The following is a 22,744-nucleotide window of genomic DNA, read 5'->3' as shown; positions in this document are numbered from 1 at the left end:
CGGCCTGCGAACCCGCAGCGATGATCGCCTGCTTGAACTTGACGATCTTCTTGCCGTTCTCGCCCACCACTTCCATGTGGTTCGGATCGAGGAACGCGCCCACGCCCGTCACGACTTCGACCTTGCGTGCCTTCGCCATGCCGGCGAGGCCGCCCGTCAGCTTCTTGACGACGCCCGACTTGAAGTCGCGCAACTTGTCCAGGTCGATCTGCGGCTTGCCGAACGTGATGCCGTGCGAGCCGAGCGCTTCGGCTTCGTCGATCACGAGCGCCGTGTGCAGCAGCGCCTTCGACGGGATGCAGCCCACGTTCAGGCACACGCCGCCAAGCGTCGAATAACGCTCGACCAGCACGGTCTTCATGCCGAGGTCGGCGGAGCGGAACGCCGCCGAGTAGCCGCCGGGGCCCGCGCCGAGCACGAGCATGTCGCATTCGACATCGGCGCTGCCGCTGAAGCTGCCGGCTTGCGGCGCCGGCGCTGCTGCCTTCGGCGCTTCAGCCTTCGGAGCCGGCGCCGCTGCGCCTTCTGAAGCCTCGACCAGAGCGATCACCGTGCCCTGCGAAGCCTTGTCGCCAGCCTTGATCTTCACTTCCTTCACCGTGCCCGCGACGTCGCTGGGCACTTCCATCGTGGCCTTGTCCGACTCGAGCGAGAGCAGCGTCTGCTCCTTCTCGATCACATCACCGGTCTTGATGTTGACTTCAATGACCTCAATGTCCCTGAAGTCGCCGATATCCGGCACTTTTACATCGATAAGCGTCATGGATTGATTTCTTCCCTGCGGTTGTACCGGAGCTCGTCGCGGATCAAAGCGATACCCGTCGATAGTCGGCCAGAATCGTGACGAGATAGGCATTGAAGCGGCCAGCTTCTGCGCCATCAATGACGCGATGATCCCATGAAACCGACAGGGGCAGCATGAGGCGAGGCACAAACTGCCTGCCATCCCACACCGGCTTCATCGCGCTCTTCGACAGGCCGAGGATCGCCACTTCCGGTGCGTTGATGATCGGCGTGAAATGCGTACCGCCGATGCCGCCGAGCGACGAGATCGAGAAGCAGCCGCCTTGCATCTGGTCCGGCTTGAGCTTGCCGTCGCGCGCGAGCTTCGAGAGCTCGGCCATTTCCTTCGCGATGTCGACGAGACCCTTCTTGTCCGCGTCGCGGATCACCGGAACGACGAGGCCGTTCGGCGTGTCGGCGGCAAAACCGATGTGGTAGTACTGCTTGAAGACGAGGTTGTCGCCGTCGAGGCTCGCATTGAACGCCGGGAACTTCTTGAGCGCCGCGACGCAGGCCTTGATGACGAACGCGAGCATCGTGAACTTCACGCCCGCCTTCTCGTTTTCCTTGTTCAGCTGCACGCGCAGCGCTTCGAGGTCGGTGATGTCCGCTTCGTCGTTGTTCGTGACGTGCGGGATCATGACCCAGTTGCGGTGCAGGTTCGCGCCGGAAATCTTCTTGATGCGCGACAGCGGATGCGTATCGATCGGGCCGAACTTCGTGAAATCGACCTTCGGCCACGGCAGCAGGTTCAGGCCCGTACCGCTCGCTGCCGCTGGGGCTACTCCAGCGGCAGCGCCAGCCGGCGCAGCGAGCGCGCCCGTCATCACGCCCTTCACGAACGCGGTGACGTCGTCCTGGCTGATGCGGCCCTTCGGCCCGGTGCCCTGAACTCGCGTGATGTCCATGCCGAGGTCGCGCGCCAGTTTACGCACCGACGGCGAAGCATGGCTTGATCCGCTCAGCCCAACCTCCTTCTCCGGGATCACGGCCGCTGGCGCAGGCGCGGATGGATGACCTGCCGGACTGCGCTCCTCATCAACAATGGGTGAGCCATCTCGACGCCCGGTCTTCTCGCTCGCGTCAACCTTACCGGTGACCGCCTCGGCCGCCGCACCTTGCGGCTCCATGAGCAGGATGACCGAACCTTCCGACACCGCATCGCCGACCCTGAGCTTTATTTCCCGAACGACGCCACCAAAAGGACTGGGCACGTCCATGGTGGCCTTGTCCGACTCCAGCGTAACCAGCGATTGCTCCTCCCGTACTACATCACCGGGGCCAACCAGTACCTCGATGACGGGGACGCCCTTGTAGTCGCCGATGTCAGGCACCTTAATCTCTGTTACACGCACTTCAGTAATCTCCCAATCGCGGTCCAAGGCGAGCGCAACGATCGTTGCGTAGTGTTTCTCGCGAATGCGTCAATGCCAGAACAGGCAGCAGGCGCCGGGCTGCCCGAAGTCCTGGCTATGTTGAACATTAGCCATGCTGAACTACCGGTCGACATCGCGCGAATTCATCAGCATGTCCGTCAGTCCCGCGCCCGCTCGAACCATAGGCCAGACGTTCTCGGACGGATCGATGGCAAAGTCCATGAATACCGTACGCTGCTTCATGGCAAGTGCTTCGCGCAGCACGGGCTCGACATCGCATGGTCGATCGATGCGAAAGCCGACATGCCCATAAGCGCGGGCAAGTGCGACAAAGTCAGGCAACGCGTCCATGTACGAGTGGGAGTAACGGTCGCTATAAGTCACATGCTGCAGCTGCCTTACCATGCCGAGATAGCCGTTGTTGAGGGAAACGATTTTCACCCCGAGGTCGTACTGCCTGCAGGTCGACAACTCCTGGATACACATCTGGATCGAGCCGTCTCCGGTTACTGTGACCACATCCGCGTCCGGAAGCGCGCGTTTGACGCCCATCGCATAGGGCAGTCCGACACCCATGGTTCCGAGGCCTCCCGAGTTGATCCATCGGCGAGGTTTATCGAATCCATACAGCTGCGCGGCCCACATCTGGTGCTGTCCGACATCCGAACAGATATAGGCATCGCCTCCGGTAGCCTCCCAAAGTCGCTGAATGACGAACTGAGGCTTGATTACATCTTCTGCCGGCTCATAGGCGAGGCAGCGCTTCTCACGCCAAGTCTCAATCTGTGTCCACCAGTCCTTCCGGTGCCCAGCATGAATACGTTGTGCTTCGAGCTGTCTCAGTATCGCGCGCGCCGCGGTCTTCACGTCTCCCACGATCGGAATGTCAACCTGCACCCGCTTGTCGATTGTCGCGGGATCAATATCAACATGAATAGTCGTCCTGCTATCTGACCGAAAGTCCCCGGTATTTCCAATGACCCGGTCATCGAATCTCGCACCGAGCGCAATCAGTACGTCGCAATGCTGCATCGCCATGTTGGCTTCGTACGTTCCATGCAGTCCTGGCATTCCGAGGCACCGCCTATCCGAAGCGGGAAAGGCGCCAAGCGCCATCAACGTGTTCGTCACCGGGGCATCGAGTCGCCGCACGAGTTCCGCAATCTCCCCGCTGGCAGCCGATGCAACCGCTCCGCCGCCAACGAGAATGCATGGCCGGCGCGAGCGCGCGAGCGCCTCGGCGGCCCGCCGCACCTGTCCCGCATGAGGTTCCGTGCGCGGACGGTAGGATCGCAGCGTGACGGATTCAGGTATGCGCAATGGCGTCTTCGCCTGAAGCACGTCTTTGGGAATATCCACCAGCACAGGCCCGGGGCGTCCGGTGCGGGCGATATGAAACGCGCTTTTGAGCGTCTTCGCCAGTTGAGAGACATCCAGCACCAGAAAGTTATGCTTGACGATCGACCGGGTAATTCCGACAGCATCGCACTCCTGAAACGCATCGGTTCCGATAGAGTGTGTGGGCACGTTACCGGAGATCACCACCATCGGAATGGAATCGAAATAGGCAGTCGCAATGCCTGTCACCGCGTTCGTCACACCCGGCCCCGATGTCACCAGCGCTACGCCGACCTTTCCCGTCGCGCGCGCGAAACCATCCGCCGCGTGGACGGCGGCCTGTTCATGGCGAACCAGCAAATGGGTAACATCGATGGATTCGTGGAGCGCATCGTAAAGCGGCAGGACCGCGCCGCCTGGATACCCCCAAACCGTCTCAACACCCTCCCCGCGCAGGACGGACAGGACAATCTGTGCTCCCGATGCATCGCCGTCCCTGCCCGAAGTATCCGGAGCGCCGGCTTTCGCAACCTGTTGGATCTCAGCACCCGCAATCTTCATTATTAGCTCCGGTAGTGCCTGCCCGTCACCGTTGCCACGGCGCGGCCCGGTTCGCGTCATGCTTGCCATAGCGATCAACGGCACGCCTGACGAGCTCGACCGCTACTGCACCGTCGTCCGCGAGCGCTTTCAGCGCGGCAATCGCGATCGAATGTTGGTCGACTTCGAAGAAGGCCCGCAGCGCCGCACGGGTGTCACTGCGTCCGAAGCCATCGGTGCCAAGCGTCACATAGCGCCGCGGCACATATGCACGAATGAGTTCGGGAACGGCGCGCACATAGTCTGTCGCCGCGATCACGGGCCCGTGCGTGGGAGACAACGCAGACGTCACATACGGAGCGGCAGCGCGATCCTCGTCGAACAAACGATCGGTGCGTTCGGACGCGACACCGTCCCGGTGCAGCTCGGTAAAGCTGGTGACGCTCCATGCCGATGCTTCGATGTTCCAGTCTTCCTTCAGCAGGCGCGCGGCCGCCTGCACTTCGCCCAGAATCGCCCCCGAACCGAGCAACTGGACCTCAGCCCGATCGAGCGATGTTGTGTCAAGCGGATACATGCCCTTGAGCACACCATCACGAACGCTTTCGATGGGTGCATCCGGAAGTGAAGGCTGTGCGTAGTTCTCGTTCGTCACCGTCAGGTAATAGAACACATCGCGCTGACGTTCAATCATCTCGCGCATGCCTTCGTCTACGATCATGGCCACCTCGTACGCGAATGCCGGATCGTAGGCGCGGCAGTTCGGTACCGTCGAGGCCGCCAGATGGCTCGTGCCGTCCTGATGCTGCAAACCCTCGCCACCGAGTGTCGTCTTCCCCGCCGTTGCACCGATCAGAAAGCCACGCGCACGCTGGTCAGCGGCAGCCCAGATGAGATCGCCGATGCGCTGGAAACCGAACATCGAGTAGTAGATGTAGAACGGCAGCATGGGCAGGTCGTGCACGCTGTATGAAGTGGCTGCGGCGACCCACGAGGACACAGCGCCCGCCTCCGAAATGCCCTCTTCCAGTATCTGTCCGCCCGTATCTTCCCGGTAATACAGCATTGAGCCCATGTCTTCGGGCTCGTACAGCTGCCCGAGCGGCGAATAGATCCCAACCTGCCGGAACAGATTCGCCATACCGAACGTGCGTGCCTCATCGGCGACTACGGGAACAATGCGAGGGCCGAGCGACGCGTTTTTCAGAAGGCTCCCGAGCATCCGCACGAGCGCCATCGTGGTCGACATCTCCTTGCCGTTCGCGTCCAGCGCAAATTGCCCCCACGCCGGCAATGCGGGAACAGGCAGCATTTGCGACGCGGTTGTCCGCCTGCGGGGCAGATACCCGCCGAGCGCTTCGCGCCGGGCATGCAGGTACCGCATTTCTGGACTGTTGTCCGCCGGCCTGTAGAACCGCAGCTGCTCGACGTCTTCGTCGGAGAGGGGCAAGCGGAACCGGTCGCGAAACGCTTTCAGTTGTTCGACGTCGAGCTTCTTCTGTTGATGCGTGGTCATCCGGCCCTGGCCGATCGAGCCCATGCCGAAGCCCTTCATTGTCTTCGCGAGAATCACCGTGGGCTGCCCTGCATGTTTCAGTGCCCTGTTGTACGCCGCATACAGCTTGCGTACGTCATGGCCACCGCGGCGCAGGCGGTCAATATCGTCGTTGCTCAGATGCGCGGCAAGCGCAGCCAGTTCCTCGTTCTGTCCGAAGAAGCGTTCGCGGTTGTAGGCGCCGTCATTGGCAGAGAAGGTCTGAAACTGTCCATCGACGGTATGAGCAAACGCTCGCAACAACGCGCCGGTGCGATCGCGTGCGAAAAGACCGTCCCAATTAGAACCCCACACGACCTTGATGACGTTCCAGCCCGCCCCCGTGAATTGCGCCTCGAGTTCGTCAATGATGCGGCCGTTACTTCGCACGGGGCCGTCAAGTCGCTGCAGATTGCAGTTGATCACGAAAACGAGGTTGTCGAGCCGCTCGCGTGCGGCGAGCGACAAGGCACCGATCGATTCGGGCTCGTCCATCTCGCCGTCGCCAAAGAAGCCCCAGACCTTGCGGCCTTCCGTTTTGAGCAGCCCACGGTTCTGCAGGTAACGCATGAAGCGCGCCTGGTAGATCGAGTTGATAGGGCCGATGCCCATCGATCCCGTCGGAAACTGCCAGAAGTCAGGCATCAGCCACGGATGCGGATAGGAACACAGACCCGGACCCGCGATCTCGCGACGGTAGTGCTCCAGATGCTGCTCGCTCAGGAAACCTTCAAGGAATGCGCGCGCGTATACTCCCGGCGACGAATGGGGCTGAAAATAGATGAGGTCACCGCCATGAGCATCGTTCGCACCGCGAAAGAAGTGGTTGAATCCAACCTCGAAAAGATCCGCTGCCGATGCGTAGCTCGCGATATGTCCACCGAGTTCGCCGTAAGCGCGGTTCGCTCGCACCACCATCGCGAGCGCATTCCAGCGTAGTGCAGCGGCGAGTCGCTCTTCGGTATCGACGTCACCTGGAAACGGCGGCTGCTGTTCGACCGGGATGGTGTTCGCATAGGGCGTGACGTTCGCACGCGCCGTTGCGATGCCGCTCGACAATGCATGCGCGGCCAGGCGGTCGAAAAGATACTGGGCACGTCCGAGCCCGACATGCTCCACCACGCCATCCAGTGCGGAGATCCACTCGGCAGTTTCCTGCGGGTCGTTGTCCATGCGGGCTTGATTGAGGGCAAGAACGGGCTGAACACCGCTCGATAAATCGGTCATGGCAACTCCAGGCTAAACAGTGAGATTCGTGAGCTTCGAGACTCGTGCGGGTCGTAATTTCGAATTCGAAGACATGGGAAGAGCTTATCCATCCCATCACAAAATGTGCGTCTCTTTTGTGGGGGAGTTTTCAGCTCAAATAGGGTATAAATTCTGGTAACGATGCCTCACATGAGATTTCCATACTATGACGTCCGAAACAAAACTCCCGACCCGCCGGTTAGACCGCACCGACATCGCGATCCTGCGGCAGTTGCAGGACAATGCGCGTATCACAAACGCTGAGCTCGCCCGCGCGGTTAACCTCTCGCCCACTCCCTGCTTCAATCGCGTACGCGCACTTGAAAAGCTCGGCCTGTTCCGCCAACACGTGACCCTACTCGACGCCGGCGCGCTCGGGTTACGTATCAATGTGTTCATTCAGGTTAGCCTCGAACAACAGGTAGAAGACGCGTTACGCGTTTTTGAAAAGGAGATCGAGGATCGGCCAGAAGTGATGGAGTGCTATCTGATGACAGGCGACGCCGATTATCTGCTGCGCGTCGTCGTGCCGGACATGCAAAGCCTTGAGCACTTCATCGTCCAATGGCTCACGAAAATACCTGGCGTGTCGAACATCCGCTCCAGCTTTGCGCTTAAGCAGGTGCGGTACAAGACAGCGTTGCCGTTGCCGACCGTTGGCCTCACGTTGCCGAGTGGCGAGGAAACGCCTCAGGAGTGGACTTGAGGGTGGCAGTAGCCAACGTCTAGCGTTGGCACTGGTAACGCCCTTGTGCCGACAAGTAGTCGACCGGGAAGACAGTTAATGCAGAAGCTGAAATGCCCAGTCGCACACGGCCGCTGGTACCTCAACCGAATCGCGAACTATAGGATTGAGTCGAACTCGTTCCTTGAACAGTTAATATCTTCACACCGGCACTAGACGACGCGAGCTCGACACCTTTTTCCCCTGTCGCGCTGAGGCGAGATTGGGTCAACAGACATCGGTTTTCGAGCCCGCGTGATCTCATCGATTTGGTGCTTGGCTGAGTCGACTAGAATTTATGACGGAGCCCGAGGCGCAAAGCGAGCTGGCTGTTGCCCGAGGAAACACCGTACGCACCGGGTACATATGCGAAATCCAGCACTGAACCCGTCGTATCTCCTCCTACATGCTGATAGGCACCTTGAAGATAAACGTCTGTTCGCTTTGAGATGTTGTAGTCACCCATCAACCCGACCGTCTGATAGTTCGGATGGAAGCTGCCCGCTGCCGTGGTCATCGTCGCGTGCGTGTAGGTGTACATCGCGCCAACATAGAACGCTGGCGTGAACTGGTACTTGCCATTGATTTCGAAGTTCTGGAAGCGGAGGTCCGAAGCCGGACCACTGACAGGCGTAATAGCGCCCACGTACCCGGAGTTCACCGGATTCTTCACATCCACGTTCGAGTATGCGAAGCCGAAAGTGGCGCTTCCAATATAGTAGTTGATACCAGCACCAAAGATGCGCAGCCGGTCACCCACAAAATTTTCATCGCCACCATTGTTGATCGCACCGGTCGCGGTTGATGACGGATTGTTGGCCTGTAGATAGGACGCCGCGATCAGGATGCTTCCGGTCTCATATTGTGCTCCCAGACTATACTGACGATTATTGGCGAAATTGGTGTCATTTGAGAAGCTGTAAGTGCCACCGAATTGGAAGCCACCGAAATTCGGGCTGGTATATTTCGCCGTATTGTTGACCCGAAAAGTGCCATCCGTATTGTCGTTGTCGTATGGGTGCGAGAGCAGATAACCTGCCCATGTTCCATTTGCTGTCGTCGACGAGAAGTAGTCGACAACAGAGTCATACTGGCGACCAAAAGTAAGCTTGCCATACGTCGAACTTGACAGCCCCACGTATGCCTGACGTCCAAACATCAGGCCGCCCTGGCCGAGCTTGCCGTTGTTCACGTTGAACCCACTCTCGATCTGAAACACGGCCTTCAGCTGGCCACCGAGGTCCTCCGTACCTTTCAGTCCCCACCGACTACCCTGCACGTATCCGCTTTGTAGCTCGTATGCCCGGCTTCCAGCTGCATTATTCGTGAAGTCAAAACCTTCATCGATGAGTCCATACAACGTGACGGTACTTTGCGCATAGGCGGACACTCCGATCCCGGCCAATACGGACGCCACCAGCAATTTCGCCTTCATATCATCGTCTCCAAACGTGGTAGTTATTGAAAATCAATTTGTAGTACGTAACAACTAGTTTGCATAAAGTGGTGGTGCTCTCCCGTTTCCCGAGCCGCGCATTCTTCATCGCCCCGGTCGCATCGATCCTGCAATGCCACACCGATCCTCACTGCGCGGCAAACCTCGGCTGAAACCGCGGTCCCGCAACGTTGCCCGAACTACTCGGGCTTCCTCGCTCCGACAACTATGAGTGCGCGTTTTCCAATACGACCTGGGGGCCTAACGTATAAACCTCTCGGAGCGTAATGCCAGCGTTAGGTTCGTGCCCCGTCGAACGCCGGCAGGATTCTTTGTGGCCTCAATTTCCTCATCGATTCACGATGTTTTGGTGCAGCCGCCGATACCCTCCTATCGAAGTCGGCTGCGACCTCGCATTATTTGTGCAACAACTGACTCAGAAACTTCTTCGCTCTGATATGCGTCGGATTGCGGAAGAAGGTATCCGGCGGTGCACATTCGATGACTTCCCCACCGTCCATAAATACGATACGGTCAGCAACTTCACGAGCGAATCCCATCTCATGAGTCACACAGATCATCGTCATGCCATCGTTCGCAAGTCCGGTCATCACATCGAGTACTTCTTTGATCATCTCCGGATCGAGCGCTGACGTCGGCTCGTCAAACAGCATGATCTTTGGTTTCATGCAGAGCGCACGAGCAATTGCGACGCGTTGCTGCTGCCCACCGGAAAGCTGTGCCGGATACTTCTTCGCCTGGTCCGGTATGCGAACCCGGTTGAGGTTTTCCATCGCAATCGCCTTGGCCTCCGCCCGCGACGCTCGGCCAGTACGGATCAACGCCAGCGTACAGTTGTCGATCACGCTCAAGTGAGGGAACAGATTGAAATGCTGAAATACCATTCCGACATCTCGGCGCATGTGCGACAACCCCTTCATCTTCGCGTGCATCTCGACACCGTCCACAACGATCCGGCCTTCCTGGTGCGTCTCCAGCTGATTGATGCAGCGGATCAGCGTCGATTTTCCTGATCCTGACGGACCGCAGACCACGATCCGCTCGCCGAACGCCACATTCAAATTGATGTCGCGCAAAACCTGAAATTCGCCGTACCACTTCGATACACCTTCAATTGCTACCGCGATCGACTCGGGCGTATTCGCTTGCAACCCCGCCGGTTCGCGCGGTTGCGACATTTGGGATACCATGTTTTCCTCCACAACACTTCAAACGTCTTGATAGACTGCTGTCGGCTTATCGTTGAGGAGCGCCAATCCCAAGGTGGCGCTCGACCTTTCCGACCAATACGACCGCGATCAGGGCTAGTGCCAGAAAGAGCACACCAGCAACAAGCATCGGCTCAGCGTAACGGTAGGTTTCGGAAGCCACGTCCATTGCGCTGCCTAGCATTTCGGGAACCGCGATCACCGCCAGGTATGGCGTAGACTTCAGGATCGCAATGGCATACGCACCCAGAGGCGCGGCCACGTTTCGCAACATCTGCGGAGCGATAACGAAGGCCGTGGTGTCCCACCAAGTGAGCCCGAGGCTTTTCGCACCCTCGCTCTGGCCAACCGGAACGGCGTCGATGCCGGCCTTGAACACTTCGGCCATATATCCGGAGTAGTAAAAACTAAGTCCGAATACACCGATGAATAACGCGGGCAAGACGATTCCGTAAGAAGGGAGAACGAAAAACAGGAAATAAATCTGAACAAGTGCCGGAGTAGACCTGATCGCATCGATGATGAATTGAACCATCGGACGCACAACGGCATTGGAACGGCGCAGCATTTCCCAGACGAAACCGAGCGCCAGCGCACCCACGAAGCTCAGGATCGCAACGAGGATCGTATTCCCGACACCTTCCAGGACTTGCGGCACGATTCGCAACGCAAAATCAAAATCGAAGTTCATGACCGCCCTCGCCGGCTCCCGTGCGATGTCTCAAGATATCGCCCAAAAATAGTCACTGGATAACATAGAATCAGATAGGATAACAAAAGACTCGAATAAATTAACAACGGGTTATAGCTCAACTCCGAGATCTCCTTGGCACGGAACGTCATGTCAGACAACGTAATAAGAGATACCAATGCGGTTCCCTTGATCAGTTGAATAAGATCGTTGATGAACGTTGGAATCATGGCTCTGATTGCCTGCGGCAACTCGACAAGACAAAGCACCTCGAAACGATTCAACCCCAAGGCCAAGCCTGCCTCGCATTGTCCGCGAGGCAGTGCTTGCAAGGCGGCGCGGACCGACTGACTGCTATATGCACCCGAGTTCAGTCCGAGCACGAGTGCGCCAACCGTGATCCCGGAAAGATGAATTCCAAAAGCGGGAAGCGTATAGTAGAACGCATAGAGCAGCACAATAACAGGCGAGCTTCGCCACAGCTCGATGATGAATGTAATTGCTTTGCGCGGAGTGCCAGTCGCGAAGTTCTGCAATATTCCAGCGACCAGCGCAAACGGCACCGCATACAGGAGTCCGAGTAGAGTGACGGCCGCGGTGATACCGAACCCCTTGTATATTCCGATAATGACGTCAGGAAAGTTCATGCGATCGCTCCTCAGATTGACAAATCCCGATCATCGATAATCCGCGCCACACACCGCTTTCGCCGTTACGTCAGTTGGCGCCATCTCGGTTTCCCCGAATCCATATTTTTCGAAGACTTTCTTGATCGAACCATCGGCCTTCATTTTTGCTAGCCCCGCGTTATACAGGTCACGCAGTTTCGAATCCTCCGTCCGGAATGCGATTGCCGCGTAATTGGCAACCTGCTGCCCATTCTTTACCAACCCGGTAAAGGGCGTCGCGCGCTCGAGCCGGTTGCCGACGTTTGGATCCTTGAGCGTACTGATTACAGTTGAAGCCGATTCGGTGTCGGCGTCAATGCGACCGGCCAGAATGGCTCCGACCGAAGACTCGACGTCTTTAAGCAGAAGAATCCGATCCTTGGGGATTCCGGCAGCGATCGCATGCTCGACAGCAGAACTTCCCCGTCCGCCGCCAAACCGAATCGCTGGGTTCTTTGCAACGTCCGCATAACTATGGATATTGAGAGGATTCCCTTTCTTCACCAGAAGCGCATCGCCGATAGCCAAATCCGGATTGCTGAAAATTACCTGTTTGCAGCGCGTCGGGGTAATTGCCAAGCCCGAAGCTACGGCATCTATCCGCTTGGAGAGCAGGCTCGGAATCAGCGCGTCGAAGTCGACGACGACAAAGTTGATTTTCTTGACACCCACCTGACCGAGAACGGCCCGGATCATGTCAGGACCGACGCCAGAAACGCTGCCATCGGCGTTTCGGTATCCCCACGGCACCTGATTGTGAATTCCTACCGTGATTTCCCCACCGTGGATCGCCTGGCTATCGCTTGACTGCGCCTGGGCGATGCTGCCGCCAATCAGCGTGCTCGCCGCAGCAAGAACAAGCGCCAGCCGTTTACTCCAGACCTGGATCGTCATAACTGTCTCCTTTCCTTTTGTTGGTGCGTTGAGTATACTTGGCATACCAGGCATGTCAAGCAACGATCTTCGACGGTGCACTCGTGTTTACCCGAGTAGCGAAACTGGAAGGTCGATCTAAAGCCGCTTGAATAAACAGACCAATACTGGAGACAACTTTGTCCTTGTACGAGACAGTGCGCGACGAACTTCTCAAGCGGGTCAGGAATGGCATATACGCGAGCGACATGCCGATTCCGTCCACCGCCATGTTGAGTAAAGAATTCAATGTCAGCGTGATTACCGTGAAGCGGGCGCTGCGTGACTTGCAGGCCGCTGGCGTGCTGGTCACGATTCGCGGCAAGGGCGCCTACGTGAAGAAACAGCAGCGAATCCTGCGTCAACTCGATATGCGCATGTCGTCCCTGCATGGGGCCGACATCAGCTTGATCTCGGTGACGCGGGAAAAGATCGGTGATCCGTCCATGGCCACGCTTGCGGCCCCCGACCATACAATGCTCTGCGTCAGGAAAGTCATCTCATCAGACGGCTCACCACTTCTCTATGACGCCAGCTACCTCTCGGCGAACGTAGAAGACGAGATCATCGACGAGTTCGGCAGCAGCTTTATCGTCGACGCGCTGAAGCGCCGCGGCATCCGGCTCGTCAAGACACAGATCGTTGTGGAAGCCTTTCCTGCTTCCGATCGCGCGGCCGAGATATTTGGGGTTCCGAACGGATATCCGATGCTGCGTCGCATTTACAAGATGATTACCACCGACGCGAATTTGACGATCTATGGCGTTGTTCAAGCTCCGTTTGATCGCCTCGCCTGTTCCATTGACTTTCCGTCTCATGACATGGAGATCTAAAGATGACTGCACTTCAACTCGACATTCCTGCCGTCTTCCGTGCGCCGGCTCCCCCGGTTCCCGAAAACGAACTCCGCCAGCGATTGACCAACATCCGCCGGGAAATGGCAAAAGCCGGGATCGACGTTATTGTTTTGACCGACAAGAAAAACGTTGACTATTTCACGGACTACCAGGAACTCTCCTGGGATCACAAAGCACGCCCGATCTTCGCTGCCATTTCATCCCAAGACTTCGCACTCTTCGGCAGCCTTGGCGAAGCAACAACGATCCAGCTCAGAGATCGAATTTTCGAGCCGGTCTACTACAAAGGCTATCTTGACGAAGCTGTCACCGCTGTTTCGGACTGGCTAGAGGGCAAGACGACCGGGAGCGGTGTCCATATTGCAGTGGACTATGGTCAAGACATGTTCGGACGTGGTTCGTTGGGATTGATCGACGCGCTCAGTTCGATCGATGCGAGCGGTCGCGTCAAAAGTGCAGCCGATGCGATCTGGAAAGTCAGGCTGGTCAAGTCCAGATTCGAAGCCGATCTCAATCGAACCGCATATGAGATCGTCAATACGGCATTCGACCAGACGATCAAGCACGCCTATGTTGGCATGACGGAGTACGAACTTTATTACCTCATGCAGGCACAGATCTATCTGAACGGCGCCGAAAGTGCCGATCCGATTGCGATGCTCTTTTCCAGCGGCGATTTCGCCTACGCTCGCACGGCGAAGGATCGGAAGCTCGAAGTAGGTCATTACGTATGGACCGATTTTCGCGCTACGTATGGTGGGTATCCGGCCGATCGCAATCGGATCGCTCGTGCCGGTGACCCCAAGGATTGGGAACTCGAGACCTACACGGCGGTGAGATTGCTGACGCTGGATGTTGTCAACCATATCCGCCCCGGAATCACGTGTTCCGAGGTGTACCAACACTTCGACGCACTGTGGCGCGACGCCGCATTGGGGTCGGTGTACGGCGCCGTATCGCGCATCGGTCATGGTGGTGGCCTCGACGTAACCGAGCCGCCGTCGCTGTCGAGGGCCGACACGACGGTCATCGAGCCAGGGATGATTCTGCACATCGAACCGAAACTTGAGCGCGATGGCGCTGTGTTTCAGTTCGAGGAAGTGGTCTTCGTCACCGAGTCCGGCATCGAGTTCCTGTGCCCACCCTCGCCAGAAACCCTTCCCGTGATTCGATAAACATCCGATCTCTCATAGGTTTCACATGTCAGGCTCTACACGAATCTGGTCGACGATCGACTACGAAAAGAACGGCAAGCAAGTCGATTGCTTGCGGCTGCCGATTTCCACCGACACGTCCGCGTATGGCTGGATTCCGATTCCGGTCGTCTGCGTGAAAAATGGCGACGGTCCGACTGCGGTACTGCTCGCGGGAACGCATGGCGACGAGTACGAAGGCCAGATCGGCCTTATGCGCATCGCGAGACAGTTAGTCCACGACAATCTGCACGGACGCGTGATCATTCTTCCGTCACTCAACTTTCCGGCGGTCAAGGCGGGGCGAAGGGTTTCACCCATTGACGGAGGCAACCTCAATCGCGTCTATCCCGGGCGCGCGCACGGTACCGCCACCGAAATGATCGCGCACTATGTCTGCGAAGTGCTTCTGCCGATGGCCGATCTCGTCGTTGATCTCCACTCGGGCGGCCGCTCGCTCGACTATATGCCGTGTGCACTCGTCCGTAGCGCAAATACGGAAGCGGAAATCGAACGCCTGCACGACCTGCTGCGTGTATTCGGCGTGCCGCTTGCGGAATTTACCGACGGCGCCGGTGGCGGCGGCAATACCACACTGCCTGCTGCAGCTGCCCAATTCGGGGTGCCGGTCATCACGGCGGAGCTGGGCGGAGGTACCACGCTTCGAGGCAACGGCTGTACGCTGGCCGAAGAGGGCTCGCTCAGACTTCTCAAGCATCTTGGCATCCTGTCGTCATGCGACGTGCCCGATCCCGCGCAAGTCACGTTGATGAGTTGCGAGAGCATGGACCTGTTCGTGTATGCCGAATACGACGGGTTGTTCGAGCCCATGGCGCAGCTCGGCGAGCGAGTCGAAGAAGGTCAGCTTGCCGGGCTCCTGCATTCGATCGACCGACCGCATGACCCGCCCGTCGAAATCTACTTCCGCCGTGCGGGACTGGTCGTTTGCAAGCGGCATCCGGCACTGGCGAGCCGCGGCGATTGTCTTTTCGGACTTTTGGAGGACGCGGCCACGTCATACCTCCCGGGAGCGAACTGATGAGCCGACTCAATCCCAACGTTTCCGGCATGAAGTGTATCCAGTGCGGGCTAGTACACGCGCTGGACGACTATTTCGAAGGTTGCCCGTCGTGCCAAAGGGCGGGCACACCGGCGAGCGTCGCACCGCATTACACCGCTTTTCCGGCGGACCTGAATACCGAAAACATCACGGACTGGCTGTCGTATCGCGGTGCTACGGGACTGGGAGAAGGCAACACGCCGCTATCGGCGCTGCCCCGGCTCGCCGTCGCACTGGGCATCGATGCATTGCATACAAAAAATGAATTCTGCAATCCAACCGGCTCCCACAAGGACAGGATGGGTGCAATCGTTGTCCAGCGAGCGATCGACGTCGGCGCGACGACCGTCGCGGTTGCATCGAGCGGCAATGCCGGGGTTTCGACGGCAGCCTATGCCGCCCGAGCCGGTATCGAATGTGTGGTCGTGACGACACCGGAAATCAGCCCGAACTGGCGCAGAGCAATCGAAATGCATGGCGCGCGAATCATCGCGACCAAAAATCCAGACGATCGCTGGGCCCTCATCGCCCAGCGTGTGCGGCAGGGCGAATGGTATCCGGTCACAAATTCGATCATGCCGCCCGTCGGGAGCAATCCGTTTGGCGTCGACGGTTATCGCGCAATCGCATTCGAACTCTACCTGCAATTTTCGGCGCGTCCGCCGACGGACATCATCGTTCCGACCGCACGCGGTGACGTGCTCTGGGGTATTGCGAAAGGCTACCGGGACCTTCGCGACTCGGGTCTGGTGCACTCCATTCCAAAGGTTCACGCTGTCGAACCATTCCCACGAATCAGTCTAGCGCAACAGGGGCATGGCATGGTTTGCAGCGACTATTCGGGGGACACGGTCATGGAGTCAATCGGAGGCGATACCGTTACTCGCCAGACTTTACTGGCGCTCGATTCGACTGACGGTGTGGGTGTCGCGGTCCGCGATGAACAGGTCATCGCAGACCAGCTTGTACTCGCGCGTGAGGGACTGTACCTCGAGCGCTCGAGTGTCGCCTCGCTCACGGGACTGCGCAGATTGATAGATCACGGGCAGATTGGACAGAACGCTCGCGTCGTCATGGTGGCCACTTCGCATGGCTACAAGGAGCAGCCCGAATTCGGCGATTCGCTATCCGCGATCAACGTTTCTCGCGAAGCATAATTCTAGACATAGAGGGCACGAATGATAAACGAAGAGGACTGCACTGCGTCGGCTGACGCGCAATCCGCGTCGTCACACCGGGACCATATCCTGTTTCCGAACAATCCAGTCCATGCACACGCCGGGCTGTTAGCGCGCTTTCTCACGGATCTCAGCTACGAGCGCATTCCCGAAGACGTCGTCCATAAGGCAAAACTGCTGACGCTGGACACGATCGGATGCATTGTTGCCGGAACGGACACGGTGCTCGGCCGCAAGATCCTGGCCAGCTACGGGAGCACCAAACAACAAGATGGCTGCACCGTTTTGGGAACCTCATTGCGTATGCCGCCATCGCTGGCTGGCAAGGTGAACGCGTGGTTGTCGGATGTTCTCGACTACGAGGACGTCGCGGTAGGCCATCCAAGTGCGACGGTCATACCTGCCGCGCTGGCGCTCAGCGAACATCTAAATACCCCACCAAAGCGGTTTCTCGCCGGTGTCGTCGCCGGTTATGAGGCAGGTCTCCGACTGCACGACGCCACGCAAGCCAGTCCCGAAGTGTATCTGCGATTCGCTGTATATCACGCATGGCACGGCCTGGCTGCCGGAGCCGCCGCCATGGTCGTCGCTGGCGGCTCGGAAGAGCAGTTCCGCTCTGCGCTAGGCCACGCCGCGGCCAATACCTGTCTGCCTCTGTGGTACGTCCAGTATGGACAGCCTGCGCATGCACTCAAGGCGAACTATGGCCAGATGGCCCTGGCGGGAATCGAGGCCGCACTCTGCGCACGTCACGACATCATCGGCCCCTTCGCGATGCTTAGTGACCCCCACAGAGGTTTCGCTAGCATCATTGGATCCGATCGATTCAATGCCAGCCTGCTTTCTGCTGATCTCGCCCACAATTGGCGAACGAGAGAATCGTCCTTTAAAGCATTTCCATGCTGCGCATTTCTCCATACGACCATCGAAGCAATTTCAAATCTGGCCGAACAGCACTCGATTGACCACAAAGATATACGCAGCATTCAGATTCGGACGATTTCAAGAATATCGGAATGGTTCTCCGACAGGCGACCGCCTTCCGATATCAATGCCCAATTGTCCGTCCAGTATGTATCTGCAATGGCGGCGCTCTCCCTCCAAGCGGGACGAGAATGGTATGAACCGTCCTTGATGGCAAGCGAGGACGTTCTTGAATTGATGGAAAAGATCGACGTCGAAGTCGATCCGGTCGCTGAGGAAGCATTCTGGAAGATCGATCAGCATATGTCGTCCGTGACCATCATGCTATCAGACGGTCGTTTGCTCGAGACGTCAGTGAAATGGCCACTGGGTCACTGGCGCCGTCCGTTCGAGGATGCAGACGTGGAAGAGAAGTTTCTGCGCAACCTCCGAGGAACCGCCTTGGTGTCGAAAGGCGCGGAAATCTTCGAACAAGGAATGGACATGGAAAACCATGGCTCGATGCGCGAGTTCATTGAGTTATTGCGCATTGCAGACTGATGATGATCGCGAAGCAGCGGCAGTAGGACCCTTGGCGTCCGACGTAACGATCCCGATCGGCCAGCTCGTGATCTTCAGTGCGAGATCGGCAAACTTGAGTGCGCTCGTGATGTTGCTATCCCGGTGTTCTCGTAGAGGCTCAGTCGCGACGCCCGCGTTACGACCCCGGGGGCCGTTATGCCGTTTGGGGTAAGCTCCCCAAGCCATGGATGCCGGTCGCTGCGCCATATCGCCCTATTTTCAGTTGGCGGTTACACCGAAATGATACCTAGTATATTTTGCGAGGCGCATGAGCTTCAAGGTGAGACCTGAACCGTCGTTGATGTCGGTGCGCCGATTGTTTAGCGCCTTTCCGACATCCGACAGTTCGCCACAGGACGCCTGGGCTGTTTCGATGTAAAGCGGTGCGCCGGATGCTGCCCGTTGTCCGCAAAACGTTCCGTAAATGCTTGGGATACTAGGCATCCATGGACGCCCGGGCTATAGTCCCGTTGGTCCCATCGACCTTTCGCGCCCGAGAGTCAACTTGATCAAGCCCCAATTACAACCCTCCCCGTCGCTGCATGAAACGGTACGCGAGGAACTCCGTCGACGCATCGCAGTCGGCACCTATTCTCCCGACGCCGCGATCCCGTCGACGGCCATGCTTAGTGAAGAATTCGGTGTTAGTTCGATTACGATAAAGCGTGCGCTACGCGACCTGCAAGCCGCAGGGACGCTCGTATCGATTCCCGGGAAAGGAACATACGTCAAACAACAAAAGCGGCTGTTGCATCAACTCGACGCGATGCAGCCGTCGTTTGACGATTCGAGCATACGTTCAGTATCGGTCACGAGAGAGAAAATATCCGATCCGACCTTGAGTACGATCGCCCTGCCCGACCACGTGATGCTCTGTGTCCGAAAAACGATCTGGATGGACGATGCGCCAGTCGTGTACGACACGACCTATCTTTCTCCGGATATCGGCGACGATATTGTGGACGAGTTCGGAGAGCGCTTCGTCGTCGACGCTCTGGCCAAGCACGCGATCCACGTCACCCGGACCTATCTGGTCATCGACGCGGCACCCGCCACCGCCGAAGTGGAAGAAATATTCGGCGTTCCCAATGGCTATCCCGTGCTGCGGCGGCTATATCGGATGATGACGAGCGAACCCGGAATTATCGTTTATGGCGTCCTCCAAGCGCCGTTTGACAGGCTCGCATGTACCGTGGACTTCCCTTGAATGCAGGCAGTCCTCTCGTCGGCCTAACTCAATTGCATCGGGGACTGCGGCGAGAAGCCTCCTTTACCCTGCCGCGACTCGATACATGCCCGCGCATACGCGAACGAAAGCAAAGCCTGCGCAACGGCACTGAGTCCCGGCAAGGGGTAGCGACAAGGTAAGCACTTATGCCCTGTAGCGCATAAGTGCTTATCGTGGTCAGGGGCCAATCAGCGGCTCTCAGAGACCAAGTTCTGATCGTCAAGACGGCCTCGGTTTGACGCTTACCTTACATTCGCTGCGGGCAATGGTTCAAAAAATCCATTTTGGACCAAAATCAACGGTGCGTACTCCAAATATTTTTACGTGGAGATGGGCTTCTAATTGCACGGCGAATCCATCTTTTACGCGTATGGTGATGGTGTAATTGCCACCGAGGCTTTCTGTTCCGATTTTTTCAGTACGAGTTAGCTGGCCGTCCGAGAATGTCAAAAGGGCCTCACCGATTGTAAATCCGAGAATTTTGCTTTTGACAGCAGCGGTGTACTTGCCATCCTCTGGATTTTGAATTTCTAGATGAATGCTCGCTATGGCTAAGGGGATGTCCAATTTATATGGAAAACGAATCGCACCACGGACGGCTCGGATTTTGAATTCGTTAAGAATAGCCCCATCTTTTTCGAGCAGCTCATATGCTTCTTTGCAGGCCGCGTCAAATTCCTGCTCGGACAGGCCGCTATCTGTGCGTAGCTTGTCACGGTCGGCATCGTTGCGAAAACTTATGGTATCTACAACAGCTTCTGTTGACATAATGATCTCTCGTGCAAAATCATTGAATTGAATGGGCACGCACGACGCGATGGCCGGTAGCACTCCTTCGCTTCCGCCCCCCAGAACACGCGTATCCCCGATGAACTCCGTAGCAGTAAGAAAACCCATTTCTTATTGCTTAGCAAGCAAGATAGTCCCACCAAATGGCAAAGTCACTGATGCGAATCAAGGAAATGCTGTTTGTGGGGTTCGCCGCCTTGGCTGGCTCTGGTGCAAATAGGGCCGGCGAATGGGTTAGAGTTGTCGGAACAAAACGAACCGACGAGCCGAGATGAGCAAGCTGAAGAGTCCGGAGAGGTTGTTCGGCGGACGCCATTTTGATCGGGAGATCATCATTCTGTGCGTTCGCTGGTACCTGCCCGTGTCGCGATCGCGTTCGCGTCGGTGCCGTAATACGGTTCACGTCGAGCCAGGTGCGAACCGCCGCGTAATGCCGGAACAGCGTTGGGGAGGTCTCAGTGTCGTAGCCTAATTGCATGGTGTCGCCGATATCGGCGGCTGCCCGAACTTGTTCAACGACGCCGCCGGAATGGTATCGAGCGGAGGGAAATAGTGCAGTTGCTGAAAGACCTTCAGCAGCACCAGCAGGCCCAGTCGAGGTCGCTCGCCGCGCGTTGACCGGCGTGCCCATTCGAGCTCGTCGGGCAGTGGCGTGTAGCAGGTTTGCAGTTCCCGGGATGCCAGGACCTCGGGGAAGCGCGGGTACGCGGTGCGTTCGAGGGTAGCCATTGCGGATCGTCCGGATCGCAGAGGGCCGCTCAGATTAGCGCAAGAAAAATCAGAGGTTACTGCACAAATCCTAATAACCGGCGCAGTCTTTATAACTCCAAGGCTTATGATAGGAACTTATGCTTACCTTGTTGATACCCCGTTAACGGACATACCTCCTCTCTCTGCCAACGCTCTTTCGCCCGCTTGAATTCTGGCAAGATCAGCGTCCATTGCCTCCGACCCTAGCTGACGGGCGGCCCGGACGTCTCTTGCTGCGCGCTCAGCCGCCTGTCGGCTGGGGAAGCCTTTGGCGGCGGCCCGGGCGTCTCTTGCTGCGCGCTCAGCCGCCTGTCGGCTGGGGAAGCCTCTGGCGGCGGCCAGGGCGTCTCTTGCTGCGTGCTCAGCCGCCTGTCGGCTGGGGAAGCCCTTGGCGGCGGCCCGGGCGTCTTTTTCTGCCCGGTCAACCGCGCCGGTCGTCGTTACGCCTAGTTTTTGCGCTTTTTGATACATTGATTTTCGCCTTGCAACTCGGTCTAGGGCTTTCTTGTCGCCTTGCTTCAGTTCATCATCGGTGACGTCACATCCAACAAATGTGTCCGTATTGACGACACCGCCTGGCTTGTGGCTGCAATTGATAGGCTTGACGGTTGTGGCGCTCGAGCGGGAACGTTGCGAGGGGGGAGGATAGGGCGCGGCTGCCACCTGCCTGCCCTCGCGGCTGGAATTTGTCACTGTTGCTGGCGCTCTTGAGGAACTGGCAAGTGAGCTGGGTGGGAGCTGCCCAGACGCATCGGAATAGCGCGAGTCATACGTCGATCCGGTTGCGCGACTATCGATCCCGGAAGGCAATGGTGCGCCAGCGAAGTCTTGAGGGTTGCGGCGCGCAATCAACTCCCGCGTCAGATCGGCTTGAGAGTAGTGCGTCAGTGCGCTGGCTGCTGGACCACCGCTGCCTGCAGGGGCGCTTTGCGGCGGAGGAGCTGGATTGCGCAACTGATCTTGCAGTTCAGCAATCCGACGATCGATGCGGCCGTCCACGTTTGCAAGGTAGGACCTCTCGTCTTGCAACTGCGTGATCTGTTGATCAAGAGTAGGCGCTACGGTCGGTTGGTTTATTGAAGCGCGGGGAACATGTGATTGACCTGACTGCCCCCTGCCTCGTTGGGGCAGTCCACCCAGCACAGATGCTGCATTCTGATTCTGGCGGAATTGCCGGATGTCATCCGCCTGGTAGGGAATCCGGCCAGGGCGATGCCGGTTAACCTCGTTGGTGGTGGACTGCGCGTCATAACCTTGCTGAAGGTAATAGCTGGCCATATGCTGTGAATCAGGCGATAGTCGCATGGTTGCTCCGGTGAATGGGTCTGGTGTTCGATGACAATCCTTCGTGGCGCGTTGGCACAGGCGGCCAGCACGCGGTTGAAGAAGCGCTTTGCTGCGGCCTTATCGCGATGTTTCTGCAGCAGGATGTCGAGTTCGGCGACGTGCTGGTCGACTGCCCGCCAGAGCAGATAAGGCTCACCGCGCAACGTAACGAAGACTTCGTCCAGATGCCATGTGCGCCCAGGCTTGCGGCGGGCAACTTTGACGCGATGTGCGAGGCCCACGCCGAATTTGTCGCACCAGCGGCGGATCGTCGAACCTGTCCGCATTTTTGTGGGCGAGGCGGTTAAAAAAAACGCTACCCGCGCGCCCGCGTAAACCGCTCGCCAAACAGGATGGCAAACTGGTTCATCGCAGATTTCCAGTCATAGGCATGGCGCAC

At 57.8% G+C, this 22,744-nt stretch carries 17 protein-coding genes and 2 pseudogenes; 7 read left to right on the top strand and 12 right to left on the bottom strand.

Features of this window, described 5'->3' with window-relative positions; genetic code table 11:
* From AB3X99_RS40455 to mdeB, 4 genes are all read right to left on the bottom strand, one after another.
* A partial coding sequence (locus AB3X99_RS40455; protein WP_368662014.1) for a biotin/lipoyl-containing protein occupies positions 1 to 763 on the bottom strand: 763 nt, incomplete at its 3' end.
* Between the two features lie 43 nt (positions 764 to 806).
* Positions 807 to 2,180: a dihydrolipoyllysine-residue acetyltransferase gene (gene aceF / locus AB3X99_RS40450; protein ID WP_368662016.1), complete on the bottom strand. Its 1,374-nt coding sequence runs from the start codon at positions 2,178 to 2,180 to the stop codon at positions 807 to 809.
* Positions 2,181 to 2,279: 99 nt separating this feature from the next.
* Positions 2,280 to 4,058, bottom strand: a complete 1,779-nt coding sequence (ilvB, locus tag AB3X99_RS40445) for a biosynthetic-type acetolactate synthase large subunit (RefSeq protein WP_368607027.1) — start codon at positions 4,056 to 4,058, stop codon at positions 2,280 to 2,282.
* Positions 4,059 to 4,083: 25 nt separating this feature from the next.
* On the bottom strand, positions 4,084 to 6,798 hold the full coding sequence (mdeB, locus tag AB3X99_RS40440; RefSeq protein WP_368662013.1) for an alpha-ketoglutarate dehydrogenase: 2,715 nt from the start codon (positions 6,796 to 6,798) through the stop codon (positions 4,084 to 4,086).
* Between the two features lie 187 nt (positions 6,799 to 6,985).
* Here mdeB and AB3X99_RS40435 point away from each other — a divergent pair, with 187 nt between their 5' ends.
* Positions 6,986 to 7,525 (top strand): Lrp/AsnC family transcriptional regulator, encoded by a 540-nt coding sequence (locus tag AB3X99_RS40435; protein WP_069268820.1) that lies wholly within the window; start codon positions 6,986 to 6,988, stop codon positions 7,523 to 7,525.
* Between the two features lie 307 nt (positions 7,526 to 7,832).
* Here the strand turns inward: AB3X99_RS40435 and AB3X99_RS40430 are convergent, their stop codons facing one another.
* The 5 genes from AB3X99_RS40430 to ehuB all read right to left on the bottom strand — a co-directional run bounded on the left by AB3X99_RS40430 (position 7,833) and on the right by ehuB (position 12,460).
* Positions 7,833 to 8,978, bottom strand: a complete 1,146-nt coding sequence (locus AB3X99_RS40430) for a porin (protein WP_342925249.1) — start codon at positions 8,976 to 8,978, stop codon at positions 7,833 to 7,835.
* A gap of 416 nt (positions 8,979 to 9,394) precedes the next feature.
* Positions 9,395 to 10,177, bottom strand: a complete 783-nt coding sequence (locus tag AB3X99_RS40425) for an amino acid ABC transporter ATP-binding protein (RefSeq protein WP_368662015.1) — start codon at positions 10,175 to 10,177, stop codon at positions 9,395 to 9,397.
* Positions 10,178 to 10,235: 58 nt separating this feature from the next.
* The gene (locus AB3X99_RS40420; protein ID WP_069268822.1) at positions 10,236 to 10,898 is read right to left on the bottom strand and encodes an amino acid ABC transporter permease; all 663 of its coding nucleotides are present in this window, start codon (positions 10,896 to 10,898) and stop codon (positions 10,236 to 10,238) included.
* Complete coding sequence (locus AB3X99_RS40415; RefSeq protein WP_368662012.1) at positions 10,895 to 11,545, bottom strand: amino acid ABC transporter permease; 651 nt, start codon at positions 11,543 to 11,545, stop codon at positions 10,895 to 10,897. The genes AB3X99_RS40420 and AB3X99_RS40415 overlap by 4 nt, the downstream gene beginning before the upstream one ends.
* A 30-nt stretch (positions 11,546 to 11,575) precedes the next feature.
* Positions 11,576 to 12,460, bottom strand: a complete 885-nt coding sequence (gene ehuB / locus AB3X99_RS40410; RefSeq protein WP_069268824.1) for an ectoine/hydroxyectoine ABC transporter substrate-binding protein EhuB — start codon at positions 12,458 to 12,460, stop codon at positions 11,576 to 11,578.
* 164 nt (positions 12,461 to 12,624) lie between these two features.
* Here ehuB and AB3X99_RS40405 point away from each other — a divergent pair, with 164 nt between their 5' ends.
* The 6 genes from AB3X99_RS40405 to AB3X99_RS40380 all read left to right on the top strand — a co-directional run bounded on the left by AB3X99_RS40405 (position 12,625) and on the right by AB3X99_RS40380 (position 19,458).
* Complete coding sequence (locus AB3X99_RS40405; RefSeq protein ID WP_368662011.1) at positions 12,625 to 13,311, top strand: GntR family transcriptional regulator; 687 nt, start codon at positions 12,625 to 12,627, stop codon at positions 13,309 to 13,311.
* 2 nt (positions 13,312 to 13,313) lie between these two features.
* Positions 13,314 to 14,510 carry a Xaa-Pro peptidase family protein gene (locus tag AB3X99_RS40400; protein WP_069268826.1) on the top strand — a complete coding sequence of 399 codons (1,197 nt, stop codon included), beginning with the start codon at positions 13,314 to 13,316 and terminating at the stop codon, positions 14,508 to 14,510.
* Positions 14,511 to 14,601: 91 nt separating this feature from the next.
* Positions 14,602 to 15,567 carry a succinylglutamate desuccinylase/aspartoacylase family protein gene (locus AB3X99_RS40395; RefSeq protein ID WP_342925245.1) on the top strand — a complete coding sequence of 322 codons (966 nt, stop codon included), beginning with the start codon at positions 14,602 to 14,604 and terminating at the stop codon, positions 15,565 to 15,567.
* Positions 15,567 to 16,745 (top strand): pyridoxal-phosphate dependent enzyme, encoded by a 1,179-nt coding sequence (locus AB3X99_RS40390; protein WP_069268828.1) that lies wholly within the window; start codon positions 15,567 to 15,569, stop codon positions 16,743 to 16,745. Before AB3X99_RS40395 ends, AB3X99_RS40390 begins: the two co-directional genes overlap by 1 nt.
* A gap of 21 nt (positions 16,746 to 16,766) precedes the next feature.
* Complete coding sequence (locus AB3X99_RS40385) at positions 16,767 to 18,230, top strand: MmgE/PrpD family protein (RefSeq protein WP_069268829.1); 1,464 nt, start codon at positions 16,767 to 16,769, stop codon at positions 18,228 to 18,230.
* A gap of 526 nt (positions 18,231 to 18,756) precedes the next feature.
* Positions 18,757 to 19,458 (top strand): GntR family transcriptional regulator, encoded by a 702-nt coding sequence (locus AB3X99_RS40380; RefSeq protein ID WP_342925243.1) that lies wholly within the window; start codon positions 18,757 to 18,759, stop codon positions 19,456 to 19,458.
* Between the two features lie 291 nt (positions 19,459 to 19,749).
* On the opposite strand, the gene AB3X99_RS40375 is transcribed toward AB3X99_RS40380, so the two are convergent.
* The 3 genes and pseudogenes from AB3X99_RS40375 to AB3X99_RS40365 form a co-directional block, all read right to left on the bottom strand.
* Positions 19,750 to 20,376 (bottom strand): hypothetical protein, encoded by a 627-nt coding sequence (locus AB3X99_RS40375; protein ID WP_069268831.1) that lies wholly within the window; start codon positions 20,374 to 20,376, stop codon positions 19,750 to 19,752.
* Between the two features lie 248 nt (positions 20,377 to 20,624).
* A pseudogene (locus AB3X99_RS40370) lies at positions 20,625 to 20,997 on the bottom strand (DUF4158 domain-containing protein); the annotation flags it as partial.
* A 1,352-nt stretch (positions 20,998 to 22,349) separates the two neighbouring features.
* Positions 22,350 to 22,616, bottom strand: a pseudogene (locus tag AB3X99_RS40365) (DDE-type integrase/transposase/recombinase); the annotation flags it as partial.
* Positions 22,617 to 22,744: the final 128 nt, after the last annotated feature.

Origin of the sequence: Paraburkholderia sp. BR10882, assembly GCF_040948855.1 — a bacterium.
Lineage (GTDB): Bacteria > Pseudomonadota > Gammaproteobacteria > Burkholderiales > Burkholderiaceae > Paraburkholderia > Paraburkholderia nodosa_A.
This window is presented reverse-complemented; position numbering and strand designations above follow the sequence as displayed.

What these genes read in the sequence shown, in the direction of transcription:
- ilvB (WP_368607027.1), bottom strand. Translation starts at nt 4,058, where the DNA reads ATGAAGATTGCGGGTGCTGAGATCCAACAGGTTGCGAAAGCCGGCGCT.
- mdeB (WP_368662013.1), bottom strand. Translation starts at nt 6,798, where the DNA reads ATGACCGATTTATCGAGCGGTGTTCAGCCCGTTCTTGCCCTCAATCAA.
- AB3X99_RS40435 (WP_069268820.1), top strand. Translation starts at nt 6,986, where the DNA reads ATGACGTCCGAAACAAAACTCCCGACCCGCCGGTTAGACCGCACCGAC.
- AB3X99_RS40430 (WP_342925249.1), bottom strand. Translation starts at nt 8,978, where the DNA reads ATGAAGGCGAAATTGCTGGTGGCGTCCGTATTGGCCGGGATCGGAGTG.
- AB3X99_RS40425 (WP_368662015.1), bottom strand. Translation starts at nt 10,177, where the DNA reads ATGTCGCAACCGCGCGAACCGGCGGGGTTGCAAGCGAATACGCCCGAG.
- AB3X99_RS40420 (WP_069268822.1), bottom strand. Translation starts at nt 10,898, where the DNA reads ATGAACTTCGATTTTGATTTTGCGTTGCGAATCGTGCCGCAAGTCCTG.
- AB3X99_RS40415 (WP_368662012.1), bottom strand. Translation starts at nt 11,545, where the DNA reads ATGAACTTTCCTGACGTCATTATCGGAATATACAAGGGGTTCGGTATC.
- ehuB (WP_069268824.1), bottom strand. Translation starts at nt 12,460, where the DNA reads ATGACGATCCAGGTCTGGAGTAAACGGCTGGCGCTTGTTCTTGCTGCG.
- AB3X99_RS40400 (WP_069268826.1), top strand. Translation starts at nt 13,314, where the DNA reads ATGACTGCACTTCAACTCGACATTCCTGCCGTCTTCCGTGCGCCGGCT.
- AB3X99_RS40390 (WP_069268828.1), top strand. Translation starts at nt 15,567, where the DNA reads ATGAGCCGACTCAATCCCAACGTTTCCGGCATGAAGTGTATCCAGTGC.
- AB3X99_RS40385 (WP_069268829.1), top strand. Translation starts at nt 16,767, where the DNA reads ATGATAAACGAAGAGGACTGCACTGCGTCGGCTGACGCGCAATCCGCG.
- AB3X99_RS40375 (WP_069268831.1), bottom strand. Translation starts at nt 20,376, where the DNA reads ATGGGTTTTCTTACTGCTACGGAGTTCATCGGGGATACGCGTGTTCTG.